Source organism: Comamonas odontotermitis (assembly GCF_020080045.1).
Lineage (GTDB): Bacteria > Pseudomonadota > Gammaproteobacteria > Burkholderiales > Burkholderiaceae_C > Comamonas > Comamonas odontotermitis.
Map to the genome: position 1 here is coordinate 3,119,104 of NZ_CP083451.1, position 20,040 is coordinate 3,139,143.

The 20,040-nt window shown below is 61.7% G+C and carries 19 protein-coding genes; 9 read left to right on the top strand and 10 right to left on the bottom strand.

Going from position 1 to position 20,040, the window contains the following annotated elements; all coding sequences use genetic code 11:
• Positions 1–24 precede the first annotated feature (24 nt).
• The 5 genes from pheS to thrS form a co-directional block, all read right to left on the bottom strand.
• Positions 25–1,077, bottom strand: a complete 1,053-nt coding sequence (gene pheS, locus LAD35_RS14365; RefSeq protein ID WP_224149701.1) for a phenylalanine--tRNA ligase subunit alpha — start codon at positions 1,075–1,077, stop codon at positions 25–27.
• Between the two features lie 115 nt (positions 1,078–1,192).
• On the bottom strand, positions 1,193–1,552 hold the full coding sequence (gene rplT, locus LAD35_RS14370; protein ID WP_184710706.1) for a 50S ribosomal protein L20: 360 nt from the start codon (positions 1,550–1,552) through the stop codon (positions 1,193–1,195).
• A gap of 26 nt (positions 1,553–1,578) precedes the next feature.
• Positions 1,579–1,782 carry a 50S ribosomal protein L35 gene (gene rpmI / locus LAD35_RS14375; RefSeq protein ID WP_105729206.1) on the bottom strand — a complete coding sequence of 68 codons (204 nt, stop codon included), beginning with the start codon at positions 1,780–1,782 and terminating at the stop codon, positions 1,579–1,581.
• A gap of 230 nt (positions 1,783–2,012) precedes the next feature.
• Positions 2,013–2,627: a translation initiation factor IF-3 gene (gene infC, locus LAD35_RS14380; protein ID WP_224149702.1), complete on the bottom strand. Its 615-nt coding sequence runs from the start codon at positions 2,625–2,627 to the stop codon at positions 2,013–2,015.
• A 79-nt stretch (positions 2,628–2,706) separates the two neighbouring features.
• Entirely contained in the window at positions 2,707–4,638 is a 1,932-nt protein-coding gene (thrS, locus tag LAD35_RS14385; RefSeq protein WP_224149703.1) for a threonine--tRNA ligase, read from the bottom strand.
• A 340-nt stretch (positions 4,639–4,978) separates the two neighbouring features.
• Between thrS and LAD35_RS14390 the strand changes: the two genes are divergently transcribed.
• From LAD35_RS14390 to LAD35_RS14400, 3 genes are all read left to right on the top strand, one after another.
• A complete protein-coding gene (locus LAD35_RS14390; protein ID WP_224149704.1) occupies positions 4,979–5,731 on the top strand; it encodes a hypothetical protein in 753 nt (250 codons plus the stop codon).
• Positions 5,732–5,862: 131 nt separating this feature from the next.
• A complete protein-coding gene (argE, locus tag LAD35_RS14395) occupies positions 5,863–7,014 on the top strand; it encodes an acetylornithine deacetylase (RefSeq protein ID WP_224149705.1) in 1,152 nt (383 codons plus the stop codon).
• Positions 7,015–7,219: 205 nt separating this feature from the next.
• Complete coding sequence (locus LAD35_RS14400) at positions 7,220–8,008, top strand: SOS response-associated peptidase (RefSeq protein ID WP_224149706.1); 789 nt, start codon at positions 7,220–7,222, stop codon at positions 8,006–8,008.
• A 119-nt stretch (positions 8,009–8,127) separates the two neighbouring features.
• On the opposite strand, the gene xerD is transcribed toward LAD35_RS14400, so the two are convergent.
• Positions 8,128–9,063: a site-specific tyrosine recombinase XerD gene (xerD, locus tag LAD35_RS14405; RefSeq protein ID WP_224149707.1), complete on the bottom strand. Its 936-nt coding sequence runs from the start codon at positions 9,061–9,063 to the stop codon at positions 8,128–8,130.
• Positions 9,064–9,214: 151 nt separating this feature from the next.
• Positions 9,215–10,195: a tripartite tricarboxylate transporter substrate binding protein BugE gene (locus LAD35_RS14410; RefSeq protein WP_224149708.1), complete on the bottom strand. Its 981-nt coding sequence runs from the start codon at positions 10,193–10,195 to the stop codon at positions 9,215–9,217.
• On the opposite strand from LAD35_RS14410, the gene LAD35_RS14415 reads away from it, so the two are divergent.
• Positions 10,194–10,358, top strand: a complete 165-nt coding sequence (locus tag LAD35_RS14415) for a hypothetical protein (protein ID WP_224149709.1) — start codon at positions 10,194–10,196, stop codon at positions 10,356–10,358. The two genes, LAD35_RS14410 and LAD35_RS14415, sit on opposite strands and share 2 nt — an antisense overlap.
• Before the next feature lie 134 nt (positions 10,359–10,492).
• Here the strand turns inward: LAD35_RS14415 and LAD35_RS14420 are convergent, their stop codons facing one another.
• Positions 10,493–11,470: a tripartite tricarboxylate transporter substrate binding protein BugE gene (locus LAD35_RS14420; protein ID WP_396022750.1), complete on the bottom strand. Its 978-nt coding sequence runs from the start codon at positions 11,468–11,470 to the stop codon at positions 10,493–10,495.
• A gap of 268 nt (positions 11,471–11,738) precedes the next feature.
• Here LAD35_RS14420 and LAD35_RS14425 point away from each other — a divergent pair, with 268 nt between their 5' ends.
• Together LAD35_RS14425 and LAD35_RS14430 are read left to right on the top strand one after the other, a co-directional pair.
• A complete protein-coding gene (locus LAD35_RS14425; RefSeq protein WP_224149710.1) occupies positions 11,739–12,668 on the top strand; it encodes an AEC family transporter in 930 nt (309 codons plus the stop codon).
• Positions 12,669–12,837: 169 nt separating this feature from the next.
• A complete protein-coding gene (locus tag LAD35_RS14430) occupies positions 12,838–13,512 on the top strand; it encodes a GDSL-type esterase/lipase family protein (protein WP_224149711.1) in 675 nt (224 codons plus the stop codon).
• Between the two features lie 54 nt (positions 13,513–13,566).
• Here LAD35_RS14430 and queG read toward each other — a convergent pair whose 3' ends face one another.
• Entirely contained in the window at positions 13,567–14,643 is a 1,077-nt protein-coding gene (queG, locus tag LAD35_RS14435; protein ID WP_377780550.1) for a tRNA epoxyqueuosine(34) reductase QueG, read from the bottom strand.
• Between the two features lie 147 nt (positions 14,644–14,790).
• Here queG and tsaE point away from each other — a divergent pair, with 147 nt between their 5' ends.
• Both tsaE and LAD35_RS14445 read left to right on the top strand, forming a co-directional pair.
• Positions 14,791–15,288, top strand: a complete 498-nt coding sequence (tsaE, locus tag LAD35_RS14440) for a tRNA (adenosine(37)-N6)-threonylcarbamoyltransferase complex ATPase subunit type 1 TsaE (RefSeq protein WP_224149712.1) — start codon at positions 14,791–14,793, stop codon at positions 15,286–15,288.
• A 104-nt stretch (positions 15,289–15,392) separates the two neighbouring features.
• Positions 15,393–16,982: an N-acetylmuramoyl-L-alanine amidase gene (locus LAD35_RS14445; RefSeq protein ID WP_224152715.1), complete on the top strand. Its 1,590-nt coding sequence runs from the start codon at positions 15,393–15,395 to the stop codon at positions 16,980–16,982.
• Between the two features lie 191 nt (positions 16,983–17,173).
• Here the strand turns inward: LAD35_RS14445 and LAD35_RS14450 are convergent, their stop codons facing one another.
• A complete protein-coding gene (locus tag LAD35_RS14450; protein ID WP_224149713.1) occupies positions 17,174–17,821 on the bottom strand; it encodes a VTT domain-containing protein in 648 nt (215 codons plus the stop codon).
• Positions 17,822–17,932: 111 nt separating this feature from the next.
• Here LAD35_RS14450 and mutL point away from each other — a divergent pair, with 111 nt between their 5' ends.
• Positions 17,933–19,990, top strand: a complete 2,058-nt coding sequence (gene mutL, locus LAD35_RS14455; RefSeq protein ID WP_224149714.1) for a DNA mismatch repair endonuclease MutL — start codon at positions 17,933–17,935, stop codon at positions 19,988–19,990.
• Positions 19,991–20,040 lie beyond the last annotated feature (50 nt).

Here is a 20,040-nt window from a genome sequence, read left to right on the forward strand (position 1 = left end):
CACGCAAACTGCTCACTTTTTCAATTACTGAAACTGCGACAGGAAACGGATATCTCCGTCGAAGAACAGGCGCAGGTCATTCACGCCATAACGCAGCATGGTCAGGCGGTCGGGGCCCATGCCAAAGGCAAAGCCGATGTATTTTTCGGGGTCAAGGCCCATGTTGCGCACCACATTGGGATGCACCTGTCCGGCACCCGACACTTCCAGCCAGCGGCCAGCCAGCGGGCCACTCTGGAACTGGATGTCTATCTCGGCCGAAGGTTCGGTGAACGGGAAGAAACTGGGGCGGAAGCGCAGCACCAGATCGTCCTGCTCGAAGAACGTCTTGCAAAAATCGGTGAACACCACCTTCAGATCCTTGAAGCTGACGTTCTCGCCGATCCACAGGCCTTCGCACTGGTGGAACATGGGCGAGTGGGTGGCATCGCTGTCCACGCGGTAGGTGCGGCCCGGCGCGATCACGCGGATCTCCGGCATCGTCTGGCCTGCGTCGATCAGGTTGCGGTACTTCTTCACATGCTGTACGGCATGGCGCACCTGCATGGGGCTGGTGTGCGTGCGCAGCAGATTGGGCGCGTGCTGCGTGCCGCCTTCAACGTAGAAGGTGTCGTGCATGGAGCGCGCGGGATGGTCTTCCGGCGTGTTGAGCGCCGTGAAGTTGAACCAGTCGGATTCGATCTCCGGGCCTTCTGCCACGTCGAAGCCCATGGAGCCGAAGATGCCCTCGATACGCTCCAGCGTCAGCGAGACGGGGTGCAGTCCGCCTGCGCCACGGCGGCGGCCAGGCAGCGTCACATCCAGCACTTCGGCTTTCAGGTGGGCCTGCAGTTCGGCATCGGCCAGGGCCTTGCGGCGGGCCGTGAGCAGCGACTCGATGGCTTGCTTGGCCACATTGATCGCCGCACCGCGCGACTTTTTCTCTTCGACGGAAAGCTGCGCCATGCCCTTCATGAGCTCGGTCATCTTGCCCGACTTGCCCAGAAACTGCGCCTTGGCATTTTCCAGATCCGCGGGGGTATGGGCCTGCGCAAACAGTTGCTGCGCGCTCTCGACCAGAGAATCCAACTCGTTCATATCGACTCTTTATCGATTCTTAAAAAGAAACAAGGGCTAGTGCCTTTTCAAGCCCTAGCCCTTGCTGTGTATGCACCAGCAGCTACTGAATCAGGAGTAACTACTGATCGTGACCTCAGGCAGCCAGCTTGGCCTTGACTTGGTCGACGATAGCTGCAAAAGCAGCCTTGTCGTGCACGGCGATATCGGCCAGCATCTTGCGGTCGATTTCAATTGCAGCCTTCTTCAGACCGTTGGCGAATTGGCTGTAGGTCAGGCCCAGTTCACGTGCAGCAGCATTGATACGAGCGATCCACAGTTGGCGGAACACGCGCTTCTTGTTGCGACGGTCACGGTAGGCATACTGACCAGCCTTCATGACGGCTTGCTTGGCAACGCGGAATACGTTACCACGGCGGCCGCGGAAACCCTTAGCAAGGGCCAGAACTTTTTTGTGGCGGGCGCGAGCCGTTACACCACGTTTGACGCGAGGCATGTGTTTTCTCCTTGTTCGTCAGTGAATTACAGGCCCATGCCGGGCAGCATCTGTGCCATGTGACCCATGTTGGTCTCATGCACGTTCACTGCACCGCGCAGGTGGCGCTTGTTCTTGGTGGTCTTCTTGGTCAGAATGTGACGCTTGAAGGCTTGACCGCGCTTGACGGTGCCACCTGGACGAACGCGAAAACGCTTCTTCGCGCTGCTCTTGGTCTTCATTTTGGGCATGTGAATGCTCCTTATGGATTGTGCTCGTGAGGCGTTCAGACCACTTGGCTGAACTTGTTGGCCCCGAGCCACTTTTGCGACAGACCGGAAACCCTATCTATCGAAGAAAAGCCGCTGCCAATACAAACAGCGGCCCAGATTCTGAACCCCTGAAGCACAAGCAATTGCCCTTCATAAAAACCGAAGGCGGCTATGCGCCGCCATCGGAATTCAGTATTTTATGCGATTTTTCAAGCCGCTGCCACTGGCGCCTTATCACCTTCGGCAGTTTTACCACCAGCAGCACCTGGTTTTTTGCGCGCAGGCGCCACCATCATGATCATCTGGCGACCTTCCAGCTTGGGGAACTGCTCCACCTGAATGGTATCGGCCAGCTCGTCGCGGATGCGGTTGAGCAGGTCCATGCCGAGGTTCTGGTGGGTGATTTCACGACCACGGAACCGCAAGGTCACCTTGACCTTGTCGCCCTCTGCCAAGAAACGCTTGATATTGCGCATCTTGACGTTGTAGTCGCCATCATCGGTACCGGGACGGAACTTGACTTCCTTGATATCGATGACGGTCTGCTTGGCCTTGGCTTCTGCCGCCTTCTTCTGTTCCTGGTACTTGAACTTGCCGTAGTCCATCAGACGGCACACCGGCGGCACAGCCGTGGCGGCAATCTCGACCAGGTCAACGTCCAGTTCGCCCGCCATGCGCAACGCTTCCAGCACAGGCACGATACCCAGAGGTTCATTGTTAGGACCGGACAGACGCACTTCAGGAGCCTGGATCTCACGATTCAGACGGTGTTTGCGCTCTTCACGGTGGCGGCGATCACGAAATTCAGTAGCTATGGCTTTCACCCTAAAAATTTAAAAGCTACGACAGCGTAGCTGCTCAAAGCACAGTCCACGCTGTCCAAAGCTCATCTACCAGAGGGTTTTATGCTTTAGAGGCAATGTCCTTGGCGATCAGTTCTGCGAACGCATCGACGGACATCACACCGAGGTCTTTGCCGCCTCGGGCGCGCACTGCTACGGCTCCAGCTGCCTTCTCCTTGTCACCCGCGACGAGAATATAGGGCAGCTTTTGCAACGAATGCTCCCGTATTTTATACGTAATCTTCTCGTTGCGCAGGTCGGTAACCACACGCAACCCTTGGTGCGGCAAGGCCTTACGCAATTTGTCGGCAACCTCCTTCACATATTCCGCCTGCGCGTCAGTGATGTTGAGGATCGCAACCTGGGTAGGCGCCAGCCAGGTGGGCAGCGCGCCGGCGTGCTGCTCGATCAGGATGCCGATGAAGCGCTCGAGCGAGCCCACGATGGCGCGGTGCAGCATGATGGGGCGATGGCGCTCGCCATCTTCGCCGACAAATTCTGCGTCCAGGCGCTCTGGCAGGTTCGGGTCCACCTGGATGGTGCCGCACTGCCATTCACGACCCAGCGCATCCTTGAGGGTGTACTCGATCTTGGGACCGTAGAAGGCACCTTCGCCAGGCAGGTACTCGAAATCGCAGCCCGATGCGCGCAGGCCTTCGGCAAGCGCAGCCTCCGCCTTGTCCCAGCTCTCTTCCGTGCCGATGCGCTTTTCAGGGCGGGTGGACAGGCGGTAGAGGATGTTGGTGAAGCCGAAATCCGCATAGACCTTCTGCAGCAGCGCAGTGAAGGCCGTCACTTCGGCCTGAATCTGCTCGGGCAGACAGAAGATGTGGCCGTCATCCTGCGTGAAAGCGCGCACGCGCATGATGCCGTGCAGCGAACCGGTGGGCTCGTTGCGGTGGCAGTTGCCGAATTCACCAAAGCGCAGCGGCAGATCACGGTAGCTCTTGATGCCTTGCTTGAAGATCAGGATGTGGCCCGGGCAGTTCATCGGCTTGAGTGCGTACTCGCGCTTTTCCGATTCGGTGGTGAACATGTTTTCGCGGTACTTGTCCCAGTGGCCGGTCTTCTCCCACAGGGTCTTGTCCAGAATCTGCGGTGCCTTCACTTCCTGGTAGCCGTTGTCGCGGTAGACCTGGCGCATGTACTGCTCTACCTCCTGCCAGATCGTCCAGCCCTTGGGATGCCAGAACACGGTGCCGGGCGAGTGCTCATCGATGTGGAACAGATCAAGCTCGCGGCCGAGCTTGCGGTGGTCGCGCTTTTCCGCCTCTTCCAGCATGGTGAGGTATTGCTGCAACTCGTCCTTGCTGGCCCAGGCCGTGCCGTAGATGCGTTGCAGCATCTCGTTGTTGTGGTCTCCACGCCAATAAGCGCCAGCCACCTTCATCAGTTTGAAATGCTTGAGCTTGCCGGTGCTGGGAACGTGGGGGCCACGGCACAGGTCTTCAAAGTTGCCTTCGCGGTACAGGCTCACATCCTCATTGCTGGGGATGCTGGCAATGATCTCGGCCTTGTAGTCTTCGCCAAGGCCCTTAAAGTAGGCCACGGCTTCGTCGCGCGGCAGCACGCGGCGCACCACAGGCTCATCCTTGTTGGCAAGCTCGGTCATGCGCTTTTCGATGGCAGCCAGATCTTCGGGGGTGAAGGGGCGCTTGTACGCAAAGTCGTAGTAGAAGCCGTTTTCGATCACCGGGCCGATGGTGACCTGCGCCTCGGGAAACAGCTCCTTGACGGCATAGGCCAGCAAGTGGGCGGTGGAGTGGCGGATCACTTCCAGGCCATCTTTATCCTTGGCGGTGATGATGGCGAGCGGCGCATCCTGCTCGATCACGTGGCTGGTGTCCACCACCTTGGCGTTATCGCCAATACCGACCTTGCCGGCCAGCGCGGCCTTGGCCAGGCCCGCGCCAATCGATGCCGCGACATCGGCCACCGATACCGGGCCGGGATAGTCGCGCTTGGAGCCGTCGGGGAGCGTAATTTGAACCATAAGAATTCCTGTAATCGTGGTGATGGATGGGCAGATGCAAGTCCGCGCAGCGCCAAAAAAGCAAAAAGCGCGAAACTGGTCCGCGCTTTGGAAGGGAGAGGAGGAGGACGATGACAATCGTGCAGGCGCGAACCACCGGCCTTAGCGGCCAGTCAAACCTCCAGAGGTCGTCGTTCGCGGTGTCATAACCGAATGTGCCTTTCTCGCTCTTGTGCAGGGTTAGAAAACTGATAAACATCGTCATTTTCCCACACTCTGATGCAATCTGCCGCTGTTGTGGCAATCCGCAACGCCACAAGCTTGCCATAATGAAAACGATAGCAGACCCTGACGATTTGATATGCCCTGTCGCACCGCCCGATCTGTAGGAATTTCCGCATGCCTGACTGCGTTATTGCTGCTGGCAGGCTGCAGCAATGCACCTACCACGCGCGGCAAGGTGCCGGATCGCGACATGGAAGCCAAGGAATGGGGGCAGTCCGACGTCAACCGCATGGCCACGCTCAGCATACAAGCCAATTTGCAAAGCCTGTACACCCTGATGGACAAGCTTTACCGCCGCAATCCGCAGGAATGGCGCAAGGGAGGCTTTGACAGCCGCGAGCAGGCCATGAAAGCCGTCAAGGAGGCCATCGAGAACCAGCAGCCCTGGCCCGACCTGATGGACCAGCGCGATATCGACGGCATGAGCATGGCGCTGGCGCCCGAGTTTTCCAGCGACCGCGTGGCCGCCTTTACCTGGGCCACAGCCGACATGCTGATCACCGCCTACGGCGGCCGCACCACCCTGTATCTGATTCACGGCCTCGATGCGCAGACGGTCTACAACGCCTCGCGCAACCTGGAAATCGCCAACTGGATGCTCACCCACCGCAAACTTGCCAATGGCCAGCCCATGCTGCTGACCAACGAGATCAACACCAGTGAGCGCAACCTGAGCTTCGAGCGCGAGTTCGGCAAGATGATTGCGCGCAACGATCTGATGGCCGATGTAGTGTCCGAGAAATACCGCCGCGCCGTGATCGGCTATGTGCAGGGTCTGGCTGGCGGCAGCCTGCTGCAGTTTTTGCCGGTGCAGGCGGTGGCGCACTAGACAACACCCCCTCCAACGAAGCCAGGACGTACCAAGGGCTGTGCATTGCGCTCTAATGCACACCCCACCACCAAGGCTTCGCGATCCTCCTACACTCGGTCACTTGCGATTTAACTCTCGAGTGACTGCGTATGAATACCCGTTCCTGGCTGGAAAAGCTGGTGGCCTTTGACACCACCAGCCGCAACTCCAACCTTGCCCTGATCGAAACCGTGCGCGATGCGCTGGCCGGGCAAGGCCTCAAGGTGGAGCTGATCCATTCGCCCGAAGGCGACAAAGCCAACCTGTTTGCCACCCTGCCCGCCGATGACGGCAGCACCCAGGGCGGCATCGTGCTGTCGGGGCACACCGATGTGGTACCGGTCGATGGCCAGCAATGGGACACCAACCCATTCGCGCTGACCGAAAAGGATGGCAAGCTCTTTGGCCGCGGCAGCGCAGATATGAAAGGCTACATTGCCGCATCGATTGCGCTGGTGCCTGAATTCATCGCCATGCCGCGCAAGAAGCCGCTGCACATTGCCTTGTCGTACGACGAAGAAGTGGGCTGCGCCGGCGCGCCGGTGATGCTGCGCGCCCTGCAGGCGCGCGGCCAGGTGGCCGATGGCTGTGTGGTGGGCGAGCCCACCAGCATGCAGGTGGTGGTGGCGCACAAGGGCATCAACCTGTACCGCTGCAGGGTGCATGGCAAGGCCGCGCATTCGTCGCTCACGCCCAAGGGCTGCAACGCCATCGAGTACGCCGCACGGCTGATCTGCCATATTCGCGATGTGGCAGACCAGTTCAAGGCCAATGGTCCGTACGACGAGTTCTACGACGTGCCCTTCACCACGATGACGACCAACCAGATCTCCGGCGGCATCGCGGTCAACACCATCCCCGAGCTGTGCGAATTCAACTACGAATTCCGCAATCTGCCAGGCATGACGGCAGAGAGCATCCAGGCCAAGGTCGAGAGCTATGTGCGCGACGAACTCCTGCCGCGCATGCAGCGCGAGTTTGCCGATGCCCGCATTGACATCGAAACCGGCCCCTACGCCCCGCCGCTGGAAGCGAGCGAGCAGGCGGCCATCACAGCCCTGGTGCGCGCACTGACTGCCGACCGAGCCACGCGCAAGGTGGCCTATGGCACCGAAGCGGGCCTGTTCCAGAACGTGGGCATCCCCACGGTGGTGTGCGGCCCGGGCAATATCGAGCAGGCCCACAAGCCCAATGAGTTTGTCGAGATCAGCCAGCTCGAAGCCTGCGAGCGCTTCCTGCGCAAGCTCGGACAATCGCTGTAAAACCGGCCGTCTGCATCCAGCGCCCAACCCGTCCAGGGATGGGCGCTGTTTTTACACTCCCTCCCCTTTGCCCATCGTTCGGTTTTAGAGAAATATGCTTCGGCGCCCAACAGCAAAGCGCCAGCAGCTTCATTTTTTATAGCAATCTCATCTCGAAGGCTCAGTCCGGTAACCAACCGTCTGCCAGCCACGTACCATCTCGCCCATGAGCACCCAATACGAAGCCCTCAAAAACGCCGACCTGTACTCCACCGCTTTTCGCGTGGAGCCACCCACCGAGCTGGGCGAGCGCAAGATGACGCCGCGCAGGCCAGGCTTTTTCATCACCCGCAGCCTCAGTGGCGCAACCGATGCAGAAAGGGCTGCACTCAAAACTGCTACAGCCAGCCAGGTCGAGCCCCCAGCGGCAAACCAGGCACCGGATGGCAGTGCGCCAGCCCCTGCCGCAGAGCCCGCCTCCACATCGCGCCTGCTGGTACCCGCACAATGGGGGCTGGTGCCGCATTGGGTCAAGTCCGCATCCGACGGCAAGCTGCGCGCAACCAAGCTGGTTCACGTCAAATCCGACAACGTAGGCACCAGCACCGCCTTTCGGGATGCCTGGCTGAACAACCAGCGCTGCATCGTGCCGATGCAGGCCTTCATCACCGACGACTACCGCAGCGGCGGAAAGCCCAAGCCCACACGCATTGCCCGCGTTGATGGCCTGCCCATGGGTGTGGCAGGCATCTGGGCGCGCTGGCAAGACGAGGATGGCAGCGAACTGCTGAGCTACGCCATCATCACCATCAACGCCAATGCGCATGGACTGATGAATCGCTACCAGGCACCTGGCAGCGAAAAGAGCATGCCCGCCATCCTGAACGAAGGCGCCTACGACGCCTGGCTCGGCTCCTCCGCAGCCAAGGCCAAGGAGTTCTTGCGCGCCTACCCGGCGCAGAAGCTGCTGGCCAATCCGGTGGAAAAGGGCCGCAAGAATCCGCTGGGGATCTGATTTGCTAACAGGAAGCGCGCAGCCCGGTAGTGCTTCCAGCCAAAAACCATTGACACATCTTGGCGGGCAACCGCTTTCTGCCCTCTTTTAAAGGTGCTCTTTCCATTGAGCTGCACCCACTACCCACGCGGATGGTGCTGCCCGTGCAGTACCTTGAGCCGCTCGCGGGCCACATGGGTGTAGATCGTGGTGGTCGATATGTCGGCGTGACCCAGCAAGAGCTGCACCACACGCAGGTCGGCTCCGTGGTTGAGCAGGTGGGTGGCGAAGGCGTGGCGCAAGGTGTGGGGCGACAGCGGCGCCGTGATGCCTGCCAGCTGGGCGTGTTTCTTGACGATCATCCAGAACGCCACGCGCGTCATGCCACTGCCGCGCTGGGTCACAAACAGATCAGGGCTTTGGCGCCCGGCCAGTATCACGGGCCTGCTATCGCTCAGATAGCGCTCCAGCCATTGCTGTGCCACCTGCCCGAACGGCACAAGCCGCTCCTTGCTGCCTTTGCCCATCACGCGCAGCACGCCTTCGGCCAGGCCTACCTGCACGCTTTGAAGCTCCACCAGCTCCGACACACGCAGGCCGCTGGCATACATCAGCTCCAGCATGGCTCGGTCGCGCAGGCCCAGGGGGCTGCCATCGTCTGGCGCCTCCAGCAAGGCTTCGACCATTTGCGGCGTCAGTGTCTTGGGCACGCGCAACGGCTGCCTGGCAGCCAGCATGCGGATGGTGGGATCGGCCGTGATGAGCTGCTCGCGCAGCGCCCAGTGAAAGAAGCGCCGCAGCACCGTCAGGCGCCGATTGGCCGTGGTGGCCTTGTCCCCAATCTTGGCGGCAAAAAAAGCCTGCAGCTGCGCTTCGCTACTGTGCTCTATGGCCGTGCCTGAGTGTTCTTGCGCCAGCCATTGGCCGTACAGCGTGAGGTCTCGGCGGTAAGCGGCCAGTGTATTGCGCGCCAATCCGTCTTCCAGCCATACAGCGTCTATGAAGCGATCTATCGCCGGGTGCAGTGACGCTGCGGGTTTGCTGGGAGTGTTTCGCGTGCGGTTGACGGGAGCCATGTCCGATCATGGCATGAAATGAGGCCTCCCTCCCCGTCTTCCCGAGGTGCCTCAGGCACCGTTCCTGGAAGATCATTTTTATTGCGATGCGGCCCTGCAACAAAAAAGCCGCCGGCTTGCGCGGGCGGCTTGGTAGGCGCAGATGCCGGAATCAGTCCAGCTTCAGATCCTGCTTTTTCACCACGTCCTTGTAGACGGCGAATTCGGCCTTGATCTGCTCGGCAAACTCGGCAGGCGTGTTGCCAACCACCAGCGAGCCGGTGTCTTCGATGCGCTTTTTGACGGCAGGGTCGGCCAGCACCTTTTTCGTGGCGGCGTTGATGCGGTCCACCACATCCTTAGGCAGGTCCTTGGGCCCCAGAATGCCGTAGAAGGCCATGCGGTTCACCGGCTCCAGGCCCACTTCCTTGAAGGTGGGCACATTGGGCAGCACCGCCAGGCGTTCAGGCGCGGCCACCACGATGGGCACCAGGCGGTTGTCCTTCACGAATGGCAGGGTCGAAGGCAGATTGTCCAGAATCATGTTGACCTGGCCCGCCACGGTGTCGTTGAGCGCCGGGCCCGCGCCACGGTAGGCGATGTGGGTCATCTGGATGCCGGTCAGGCTCTTGTACAGCTCCATCAGCATGTGCTGGATGCCGCCGGTGCCGGACGACGAGTAGGCGTACTTGTTGGGGTTCTTCTTGAGCTCGGCTTCAAACGCCTTGTAATCCTTGGCGGGGAACTTGGGGTTCACCGCAATGATGTTGGGCGTGGCAGCCACGTTGATGATGGGCGTGAAGTCCTTGATCGGGTCGTAGGCGATCTTGGGGTTGATGGCCGGGTTGGTCGCCACCGTGGAGACGGTGGCAATGCCCAGGGTGTAGCCGTCAGCGGCGGCGCGTACGGTTTCCACCGCACCAATGGTGCCACCTGCACCACCCTTGTTGTCCACCACCACGGGCTGGCCCAGTTCCTTGCCCAGCGGATCGGCGATGACGCGGGCGATGATGTCGGTGGTACCACCTGCAGCAAATGGAACGATCAGGCGGATGGGCTTGTTAGGATATTTGGAATCCGCCAGAGCGCCCGCGCTGAAGGTGGCTGCTGCTGCAGCGATCAGGGTCAGGCCCACAATAGAGCGACGTTGCATGAAAAATCTCCTCTTTGAAGTAGTGCAGCCATACCTGCAATGCGAACGGATGGTCCGCATTCCCGGCGGCTGCGCAATGCTGTTTGGCACAGCGCGTTTTATACCGGATAAATGCTGCCGCAACGATGCCGATATCACACCAAAAGATGGTGATTTGCCCTAACCGCTCAGTCAAACCGGCAGCAAATACGGCGCATGGCACGCATCTTTGAGAGTATGGACTCGGGCACGCTGAACGTGAAAAAGCGGCGGGTGTTGCCACCCACCGCTTTGCACCTGTTGATTGATATCGGTCAATCAGTCGAGCTTGAGGCCCTGCTTGTCCACCACCGCCTTGTAGGCAGCGTATTCGTCCTTCATCTGCTGGGCAAACTGTTCGGGTGTGTTGCCCAGGATGACCGAACCGGTTTCGGCAATGCGCTTTTGCACGTTCGGGTCTTCCAGGGCCTTGCGGGTGGCCGCGTTCACCTTGTCGACAATGTCCTTGGGCAGGTTCTTGGGGCCCACGATGCCGTAGTAGGCCGAGCGGTTCACCACGGGTGCGCCCACTTCCGCAAAGGTGGGAATGTCGTCCATGCCCGCTACGCGGTTGGGCGCAGCCACCACAATGGCGCGCAGGCGCTTGTCCTTGATGAAGGGATAGGCCGAAGGCAGATTGTCGAAAATCATGTTGACCTGGCCTGCTACCGTGTCGTTCAGGGCCGGGCCGCCGCCACGGTACGGAATGTGCACAACGCTCACGCCGGTCTCGGCCTTGAGCATTTCCATCAGCAGGTGGGCAATGCTGCCGGGGCCTGGCGTGGCGTAGGAATACTTGCCGGGATTCTTCTTGAGTTCGGCAATGAACTCCTTGTAGTTGTTGGCCGGAAAGCTCGGGTGCACAGCAATCACGTTGGGCGTGGCAGCCACATTGATGATGGGCGTGAAATCGCGCTGCACGTTGTACGGCATCTTGGCGTTGATGGCTGGGTTCGTCGCCGTGGTCGATACCGTGGCAATGCTCAGTGTGTAGCCATCAGAAGCGGCGCGCGCGGCTTCCGCAGCGCCTACGGTACCGCCCCCGCCACTCTTGTTGTCCACCACCACGGGCTGGCCCAGGGCTTTGGCCAGCGGCTCGGAGATGACGCGGGCAATGATGTCGGTGGTGCCGCCTGCAGCAAACGGCACGATCAGGCGAATGGGTTTGGTCGGATAAGCATCTGCGGCGATGGCACCGGTGGTGGCGGTGGCTCCCAAAGCCAGTGCCATGGCCAGGCACAGTCGGCGGTTGATCATTTCTTTCGGTCTCCTGGGTCTGGCCATTGGCGGGCTCTGCACGCCCGGGCCAGGTTCAATACAGCGAAAAGAGCCACCTGCGCAGCCCCATTCGTATTCGTAGCGCAATGCTAGCGGCATTGGCTGGCCATTTCGGGTTGCAGGCAAGGCTCGCGAGCCAGTGTTTTCCCGTAGCCGTGCTGTGGGGCCGGACCTTGTCTGGCTGGAAACCACGACCAGCCCCCAGCCTATGCGACAGCCCGGGCGTTGCGCCCGCACCTGATCCGCTATGCTTGCGGGCGTGAATTACGCCCAACTGCTTTTCCCCGATTTCTCGCTGATCCTCATCGGCTATCTGGTGTGCCGCTACACGGCGCTGAACCGTTCCGTATGGCAGCCGGTGGAAGGCCTGGTGTACTACTTTCTGTTCCCTACCCTGCTGTTCTATTCGATCATCCGCAGCCCGATCGACTGGCAGGGCACCTCCAGCCTGATGCTGGCCGGAGTCGGCACGGGCCTGAGCGCCGTGCTGCTGACCTATACGCTGCCGCACTGGCCCTTCATCGGCAAACGGGTCAATGCGCGCGACGCCGCCGCCAGCGCGCAGGTGGCGTTCCGTTTCAACTCCTTCATTGGCCTGGCGCTCGCCGAACGTCTGGCGGGCCCCCAGGGCCTGCAACTGATATCGGTGCTGATCGGTGTGTGCGTGCCGATGTTCAACATTGCCGCCGTCTACCCCATGGCCCGGGGCTCGCAGGCAGGCTTTGTGCGCGAATTGCTGCGCAACCCGCTGATCGTGGCCACGCTCACCGCGCTCATCTGCAACCTGCTTGGCCTGCGGCTGCCGAGCGTAGTGGAGCCTACGGTGGCCCGCATTGGTCAGGCATCCATCGTGCTGGGGCTCATGTCTGCCGGTGCCGGCATGCAACTGGGGCTGCTCGCACAAGGCAAGCTGCTGAGCACATCGGTGCTTGCCATCCGCCATTTCGTCACCCCGCTGATCGCGCTGTGCGCCGCGCACTGGCTGCGGCTGTCGCCACAGCAGGCATCCATTCTGCTGATCTTTTCCGCGCTGCCTACCGCATCCACCTGCTACGTGCTGGCCGCACGCATGGGCTATAACGGCGCCTACGTTGCCGGGCTGGTGACCTTGTCCACCATCTGCGGCATTGCGAGCCTGCCTTTTGCATTGAGCCTGCTCGACTGGTGGCCGATTTAGAGCAGCTAACACAACCCTTGATACGTCGTTGCCAAGCCTTGTCGTACGTCTGTACTGCCTGCGGCTGGGCGCCTAGCCTCAACCGCAAACCTTTGGTTTGCTGGGTCGTGTTAGCGGCTCTTAAGATGCCGCAAGGAAATCAGCGTGTACTTTCCGCTGTATCTGCACCATGAAAACCCTGCCCGACGCCAATCGCCGTCACGCCATACAGCGCCTGCTAGCTATCACAAGCATAGCTAGCAGCGCTTTGTGGATCAGCGCTTGTGGCAGAAAACTGCCCAAGGCCGCAGCCATTCCCCCTGGTGCCACGGTGCTGGCGCTGGGTGATTCGTTGACCCGAGGGGTCGGCGCCTCGGCTGCGCAGGCCTACCCGGCCCTGCTGGCCGAGCACACGGGCTGGAAGGTCGTCAACGCCGGGGTCTCTGGCGAAACCAGCAGCCAGATTGCGGCACGCCTGCCCGAGTTGCTGCAAACGCAACGGCCCGCGCTGGTGATCCTGTGCGCAGGCGGCAACGACTGGCTGCGCCGCAACAGCGCGCAGGCGGCGCAGGCCGAAATCACCCGCATGCTGCAGTTGTGCAAGAGCCAGAGTGTGCCAGTACTGCTGGTGGCGGTGCCCGAGCTGAACCTGACCGCCGCCCTCACTGGCCGCATGAAGGACCACCCCATCTACGAAGCGCTGGCCAAGGAGGAGAAAGTGCCGTTGCTGGCGGATGCCTGGAGCGAGGTGCTGGGCGATGACGCGCTGCGCGCCGACCAGGTGCATGCCAACGCCGACGGCTACGCGCGCTTTACCGAGCTATTGCAGGCGCAGTTGAAGGCATCGGGTTTTCTGCCTTCCTGAATTGATTTCAAATTGCTATTTATTTGATAGCTAAATGCGCTTGATGGACGAGCGCTATCCCTTGTTCTGGCCTAAGCCCCAGGCCACATGTTCGCGGACCAGAGCGCTGGCGTCGTCGGCACGCGCAGCCAGGGCCTGGGCATAACGCGCATCGCCGGTCGCACGCCAGGCATTGCCCAGGGCCACGGCCACATTGCGCAGCCAGCGTTCGTGCCCGATGCGGCGGATGGGACTGCCTTCGGTAATGCGCAGGAATGTGGCCTCGTCCCAGGCAAACAGGTGCGGCAGTTGCTGATCGAGCAATGCACCGCGCGCATCAAAATCGGGAAGACTCGCGCGCTGGGCAAACTTGTTCCAAGGGCAGGCCAGCTGGCAGTCGTCGCAGCCGTAGATACGGTTTCCGATGGCCGCGCGAAACTCCTCGGGGATAGCGCCATGCAGCTCGATCGTGAGGTAGGAGATGCAACGCCGCGCATCGACCGAATGCGGCTCCACGATGGCGCCGGTCGGGCACACATCGATGCAGGCGCTGCACTGGCCGCAGTGCGGTGTCACCGCTTCGGTGGGCGGCAGCGCCAGATCGACAAAGATTTCACCCAGAAAGAACATCGACCCCGCGTCGCGACTCAGCACCAGCGTGTGCTTGCCACGCCAACCCTGGCCGCTGCGGCTGGCAAGCTCCGCCTCCAGCACGGGGGCAGAATCGGTGAAGGCGCGGTGCTGCATGGCCCCCACAGCCGCATCGATGCGCTCGGCCAGCTTCTGCAGCCGGTTGCGCAGCACCTTGTGGTAATCGCGCCCCCGGGCATAGATGCTCACCACGCCCTCGCCAGGACGGGCCTGGCGTTGCCATTCGATCTGTTGCCAGCCATCGGGTGTGCCCTGCGGCAGATAATCCATGCGCGCGGTGATGACGCTGACGGTTCCTGGCACCAATTCAGCCGGGCGCGCGCGCTTCAACCCGTGCGCGGCCATGTAGGCCATCTCGCCATGGAAACCTTTTTGCAACCACTGCATCAATCCGGGTTCAGCAGCCGACAAATCCACGCCGGCCACGCCGATTTGGGAGAATCCCAGCTCGCGCGCCCATCCGTCGATCTGCTCAAGCAGCTGTTGATTGGCCTGTTCCATGACTTTCCACATTTCCCCGATGGACGCAAATTCGAATCAAGCAAGACATTTCACGGAGGAAGATGCCTGTTGTGCATCCTTTTTTGCGCAAGTCCTGGTTTCCATGGGTCATCATTGTAAAAAATTTCAAATCATTGGATCGCCAGCATGAGCACCGACACCACCGCCAGCCCCCGCTTTCCCAGCCATGCATGTGTCTGGCGTGACGAATCCGATACCGCCGCCTTTGCACAGACGCTGGCTGCGCAGCCAGCCCTTGCCAACGCCTATATCACCCTCCACGGCGACCTGGGCGCGGGCAAGACCACGCTGGTGCGCCACCTGCTGCGCGCGCTGGGGGTGCAGGGCCGCATCAAAAGCCCGACCTATGCCGTGGTGGAGCCGCACGAAGGCGCAGGCTTTCCCATCTCGCACTTCGACTTCTACCGGTTCGACGATCCCCGCGAGTGGGAAGATGCGGGCTTTCGGGATATTTTTGCAAGCCCTGGCCTGAAAGTGGCAGAATGGCCGGAAAAGGCTGCAGCGGTAACGCCTATTGCAGATGTAGCTATCAGTATTGAAGCGATTGATGAATCAGAAAGGCGTGTGACGCTGCAAGCGAACACCGCCACTGGCGCATCCATTCTCCAAGGGTTTTCAGCGTGAGCGACACCCCAAAATTTGTCCCGACTCCATCCCTGTCCGCCAGTCCTCTCCACCATGATGTGGGAGGCAATGCTGCCTATGACGCCGCCGTATCGCGCGGAACAATGCAGTCCGGCCTGGCGCGGCCCGGCCTAGCGCGGCTCGGCCTCTCCCGCCGCAATCTTCTGCGCGGTGGCGGCAGTCTGGTCATGCTGCTGGGCAGCGGCCAGCTCGCATTTGGCGCCAGCATCGTGGCCGTGCGCGTCTGGCCCGCCAAGGATTACACCCGCGTCACCATCGAGTCTGATGTGCCGCTCAAGACGGAGCAGCGCTTCGTGCCCACACCGCCGCGCCTGGCGGTCGACATCGAAGGCATCGACCTGAACCCTGCGCTGCGAGAACTGGTTGCCAAGGTGCGCTCCGACGACCCGAACATCGCAGGCATCCGCGTCGGGCAGAACTCGCCCCAGGTGGTCCGCCTGGTGATCGACCTCAAGCACGATGCCTCGCCGCAGGTGTTCACGCTCAAGCCATTTGCGCCTTACCAGCATCGCCTGGTGCTTGACCTGTATCCGGCAAAGCCTGCCGACCCGCTCGAGAGCCTGATTGCAGAGCGCCTGCTGGAAGGGCGCAGCACCGCCGTGGCGGCCGCGCCCGCGCCCATGCCTCCCCAGCCATCCACCGTGGCGCCATCGGTAGCAGCCGCGATGGCGGGCGATCCGCCGATGCCCGCAGTGACCGGAACCATCGTGCAGACTCCACCGCCTGCCACCGTGGCGGCAGCCCCGGAGGTGGACCCGCTGGGCGAGCTGATCGCCAAGAGCGGCAACCGGCCTGCCACGCCGACGCCTCCCCCCACCGTGGTGGCCGTGGCGCCTCCTCCGGCCCCCGTGGCACCGCCGCCCCCCAGACCCGCGCCTGTGCCCAGCCCTGCGCCCGCGCCCACTCCGGCCCCGGCCCGCAATCGGCCTGCTTCGCGCACCGACCGGCTCATCATCGTGGCGCTCGATCCCGGCCACGGCGGTGAAGACCCGGGCGCCACCGGCCCGAGCGGCACGCGCGAAAAAGACATCGTGCTCAAGATCGGCCACATGCTGCGCGAGCGCATCAACAACTCCAGCGTCGGCGGCAATCCCATGCGCGCCTTCATGACGCGCGACGCCGATTTTTTCGTGCCGCTGGGCACCCGCGTCGAAAAGGCTCGCCGTGTGCAGGCCGATCTGTTCATCAGCATCCACGCCGATGCGTTCACCAAGCCCTCGGCCAACGGCGCCAGCGTGTTTGCGCTCAGCGAGCGCGGCGCCACCAGTTCAGCCGCGCGCTGGCTGGCCAACAAGGAAAACCAGTCTGACCTGATCGGAGGCCTGAACGTGGCAGGTGTGGGCGATGCGGATGCCCATGTGCAGCGCGCCCTGCTCGACATGAGCACCACCGCGCAGATCAACGACAGCCTCAAGCTTGGCTCTCACGTGCTGCAGCAATTGGGCGGTTTTGCCCGCCTGCACAAGCCGCGTGTGGAACAAGCCGGTTTTGCCGTGCTCAAGGCGCCCGATATCCCCAGCGTGCTGGTCGAGACAGCCTTCATCTCCAACCCCGAGGAAGAAGCCAAGCTGCGCACCACCGCCTACCAGAACCAACTGGCCGATGCGATGATGCGAGGCATTCAGGCCTACTTTGCCAAGAATCCACCGCTCGCGCGCAACCGGACGGTCTGACAAGGCATAAAGGCCGTCGGCCTTACCACGAAAAAGGAGCCATTTGGCTCCTTTTTGCATTTCACGTTTTCGCTATTAAAACAAGAGCGTTTAGCGCCTTCTAGCATTCGATTCTCAGCATATTCATCGCTGCAACCCAAGGCTGGCGTGCGCTGCGTGCTCTGCTGTTCATGCAGCCCGAAGGCAGCGCTTCAAGCGGTTTGCTCGTTCTTGCCGGCGCGCCAGGCACCAAAGATGGCCAGCAGGCCAGGAATCAGAATCAGGCCCCAGATGATTTTTTCCAGGTTGGCCTTGACCCAGGGCATGTTGCCGAAGAAGTAACCCGCCGTGCAGATGCCAAAGACCCAGATGACGGCGCCCAGCAGGTTGTAGGCAACAAACTTGGCGCGGTTCATGCGCGCCACCCCGGCGACAAACGGCGCAAAGGTGCGGATGAAGGGCATGAAGCGCGCCAGAATCACGGTGATGCCGCCATAGCGTTCATAGAACGCATGTGCCTTGTCAAAGGCCTTGCGGTTGAACCAGCGCGAGTTTTCCCACTGAAACACCTTGGGCCCTAGGTGGTGGCCAATCTGGTAATTGCACTGGTCGCCCAGAAAAGCCGCCGCAAACAGGATCGCCGTGGCCAACGGATAGCTCATGAGCCCCGCACCGCACATGGCCCCCACAATGAAGAGCAGCGAATCGCCCGGCAGAAACGGCATCACCACCACGCCGGTCTCGACGAACACGATCAAAAACAGCAGTGCATACACCCACATGCCGTAGGTGGTTACAAAAGCTTCCAGGTACTTGTCGACATGCAAAATGAAGTCGACCAGATGCATCACGATTTCCAAAACACGTCCTTCAGAGCGATCAGATAAGGCAACAGTTGCCAGCGCTATGACTTGGATAGCACAGCGCGCACTTTACCGCGAATGGTGGCGCCAGCTTCTTAAAATCCCTTTATGACTGCAGAAACGAACGAACAGACGCTGGAAAGCCAGGATGCGCCCACATTGACCGGCACCACGGTACAGCCGCGCCGCCAGATCCAGGACCTGCCAGACGAGCTGGTCAGCCAGATTGCCGCAGGGGAAGTGGTGGAACGCCCGGCCTCCGTCGTGCGTGAGCTGGTGGACAACGCGCTCGATGCGGGCGCCACCAGCATCACGGTGCGCCTGCTGGCGGGCGGCGTGCGCCTGATCACGGTGGAAGACGACGGCTGCGGCATTCCCCGCGAAGAACTGCCGATTGCACTGCGCCGCCACGCCACCAGCAAGATCCGCAACCTGCACGATCTGGAATCGGTGGCCACCATGGGTTTTCGGGGCGAGGCGCTCGCCGCCATCGCCTCGGTGTCGGAGATGGCGGTGCTCTCGCGCCCGCAAGACCAGGACACGGCCTACATGCTCGATGCCCGCAGCGGCGAACTGCGCCCGGCTGCCCGCAATCCCGGCACCACGATGGAAGTCAAGGAACTGTTCTTCAGCACCCCAGCGCGCCGCAAGTTCCTCAAGACCGATGCCACCGAGCTGGCCCATTGCATCGAGGCCGTGCGCCGCCATGCGCTCACCCGCCCATCGGTCGGTTTTGCCATCTGGCACGAAGGCAAGCTGGTGGAGCAATGGCGCGCCACGCTGGGCGCTGCCGACCTCGATGCCGCGCCCGATGCCGATACCCGTGAGCAACTGGTGCAGCAGGCGCTGGACAAGCGGCTGGCCGATGTATTGGGCCATGACTTTCTGGAGCAATCGGTGGTGGTGCACTACCGCGCCGGCCATGTGCTGGTGCGTGGCCGGGCAGGCGTTCCCAATGCAGCCCGCTCCCGCGCCGACCAGCAGTTCTGCTACGTGAACGGCCGCTTCGTCCGCGACAAGGTGCTCACGCACGCTGCGCGTGCCGCGTATGAAGACGTGCTGCACGGCAACCGCCAGCCGGTGTATGCGCTCTACGTCAGCATCGACCCGATGCGCGTGGATGTGAACGTGCACCCCACCAAGATAGAGGTGCGTTTTCGCGACAGCCGTGAAGTGCACCAGGCGGTGCTGCATGGCGTGGAAAACGCCCTTGCCGCACCACGTGCGCACCACCTTGCAGATGCGCAGCCCACACCTGCGGCAGCAGCCGCTGCTGACGCCGGTGGTTTGGAGCCCCAGCGCCCTTCAGCGCTTTCCCCTCAAGCGCAGACTGCTATATATTTTGAAGCAACCCCTCGCATCGATGGCGCCCAGGCACTGCAACAGGCCGCCGTGCTGTGGGGCCAGGCAGACCGGGCACCTGCAGGTTTACAGTCTCCATCGTCCACAATGCCGCCCCAGACTGGTACCCCGCCCGCGTGGCGCGCACAGGAGGCATCGACCGCATGGGCCGTACAGCCCGCCAGCCCGCAACTGGTCCCCACGCTGCCGCCGGAATCTGCCGAAAACCCCTGGCCGCTGGGCCGCGCGGTGGCGCAGATCCATGGCGTCTACATCCTGGCGGAGAACGCCCAGGGCATGGTAATCGTCGACATGCACGCCGCGCACGAGCGCATCGTGTACGAGCGGCTCAAAAGCCAGCTGGATGACGGTGATGCCAGCAGTGCCATCTCCAGCCAGCCGCTTTTGATCCCCGCCACCTTCTCGGCCACCCCCGAAGAAGTGGCAACCGCCGAGGAAAACGCCGAAACACTGGCACAGCTGGGCATGGAGATCGTCCCCTTTTCACCCAAGACGCTGGCCGTGCGCGCAACGCCCACCACATTGGCGCAAGGCAACCCGGTCGAATTGGCCCGCAGCGTGCTGGCAGAACTGGCCCAGCACGACGCCAGCACCGTGGTGCAGCGGGCGCGCAACGAAATCCTGGGCACCATGGCCTGCCACGGTGCTGTGCGTGCCAACCGGCAGCTCACCATCGACGAGATGAACGCCCTGCTGCGCGACATGGAGCGCACCGAACGCTCCGACCAGTGCAACCACGGGCGGCCCACATGGCGGCAATTGACGATGAAGGAGCTGGACGGCTTGTTCTTGCGGGGACGTTGATCTGGAATGCCTTGAGCTTGCTCAAGGCCCTGCGCTGACCGCAAGCGCCT

Bases quoted from the DNA above. Each gene is read 5' to 3' on its own strand.
- argE (WP_224149705.1), top strand. From the start codon at position 5,863: ATGAATACCCGTTCCTGGCTGGAAAAGCTGGTGGCCTTTGACACCACC.
- thrS (WP_224149703.1), bottom strand. From the start codon at position 4,638: ATGGTTCAAATTACGCTCCCCGACGGCTCCAAGCGCGACTATCCCGGC.
- LAD35_RS14445 (WP_224152715.1), top strand. From the start codon at position 15,393: ATGCAGTCCGGCCTGGCGCGGCCCGGCCTAGCGCGGCTCGGCCTCTCC.
- LAD35_RS14425 (WP_224149710.1), top strand. From the start codon at position 11,739: ATGCTTGCGGGCGTGAATTACGCCCAACTGCTTTTCCCCGATTTCTCG.
- rpmI (WP_105729206.1), bottom strand. From the start codon at position 1,782: ATGCCCAAAATGAAGACCAAGAGCAGCGCGAAGAAGCGTTTTCGCGTT.
- LAD35_RS14410 (WP_224149708.1), bottom strand. From the start codon at position 10,195: ATGCAACGTCGCTCTATTGTGGGCCTGACCCTGATCGCTGCAGCAGCA.
- pheS (WP_224149701.1), bottom strand. From the start codon at position 1,077: ATGAACGAGTTGGATTCTCTGGTCGAGAGCGCGCAGCAACTGTTTGCG.
- LAD35_RS14390 (WP_224149704.1), top strand. From the start codon at position 4,979: ATGCCCTGTCGCACCGCCCGATCTGTAGGAATTTCCGCATGCCTGACT.
- xerD (WP_224149707.1), bottom strand. From the start codon at position 9,063: ATGGCTCCCGTCAACCGCACGCGAAACACTCCCAGCAAACCCGCAGCG.
- queG (WP_377780550.1), bottom strand. From the start codon at position 14,643: ATGGAACAGGCCAATCAACAGCTGCTTGAGCAGATCGACGGATGGGCG.
- LAD35_RS14415 (WP_224149709.1), top strand. From the start codon at position 10,194: ATGAAAAATCTCCTCTTTGAAGTAGTGCAGCCATACCTGCAATGCGAA.
- tsaE (WP_224149712.1), top strand. From the start codon at position 14,791: ATGAGCACCGACACCACCGCCAGCCCCCGCTTTCCCAGCCATGCATGT.
- LAD35_RS14400 (WP_224149706.1), top strand. From the start codon at position 7,220: ATGAGCACCCAATACGAAGCCCTCAAAAACGCCGACCTGTACTCCACC.
- LAD35_RS14420 (WP_396022750.1), bottom strand. From the start codon at position 11,470: ATGATCAACCGCCGACTGTGCCTGGCCATGGCACTGGCTTTGGGAGCC.
- rplT (WP_184710706.1), bottom strand. From the start codon at position 1,552: ATGCCTCGCGTCAAACGTGGTGTAACGGCTCGCGCCCGCCACAAAAAA.
- mutL (WP_224149714.1), top strand. From the start codon at position 17,933: ATGACTGCAGAAACGAACGAACAGACGCTGGAAAGCCAGGATGCGCCC.
- LAD35_RS14430 (WP_224149711.1), top strand. From the start codon at position 12,838: ATGAAAACCCTGCCCGACGCCAATCGCCGTCACGCCATACAGCGCCTG.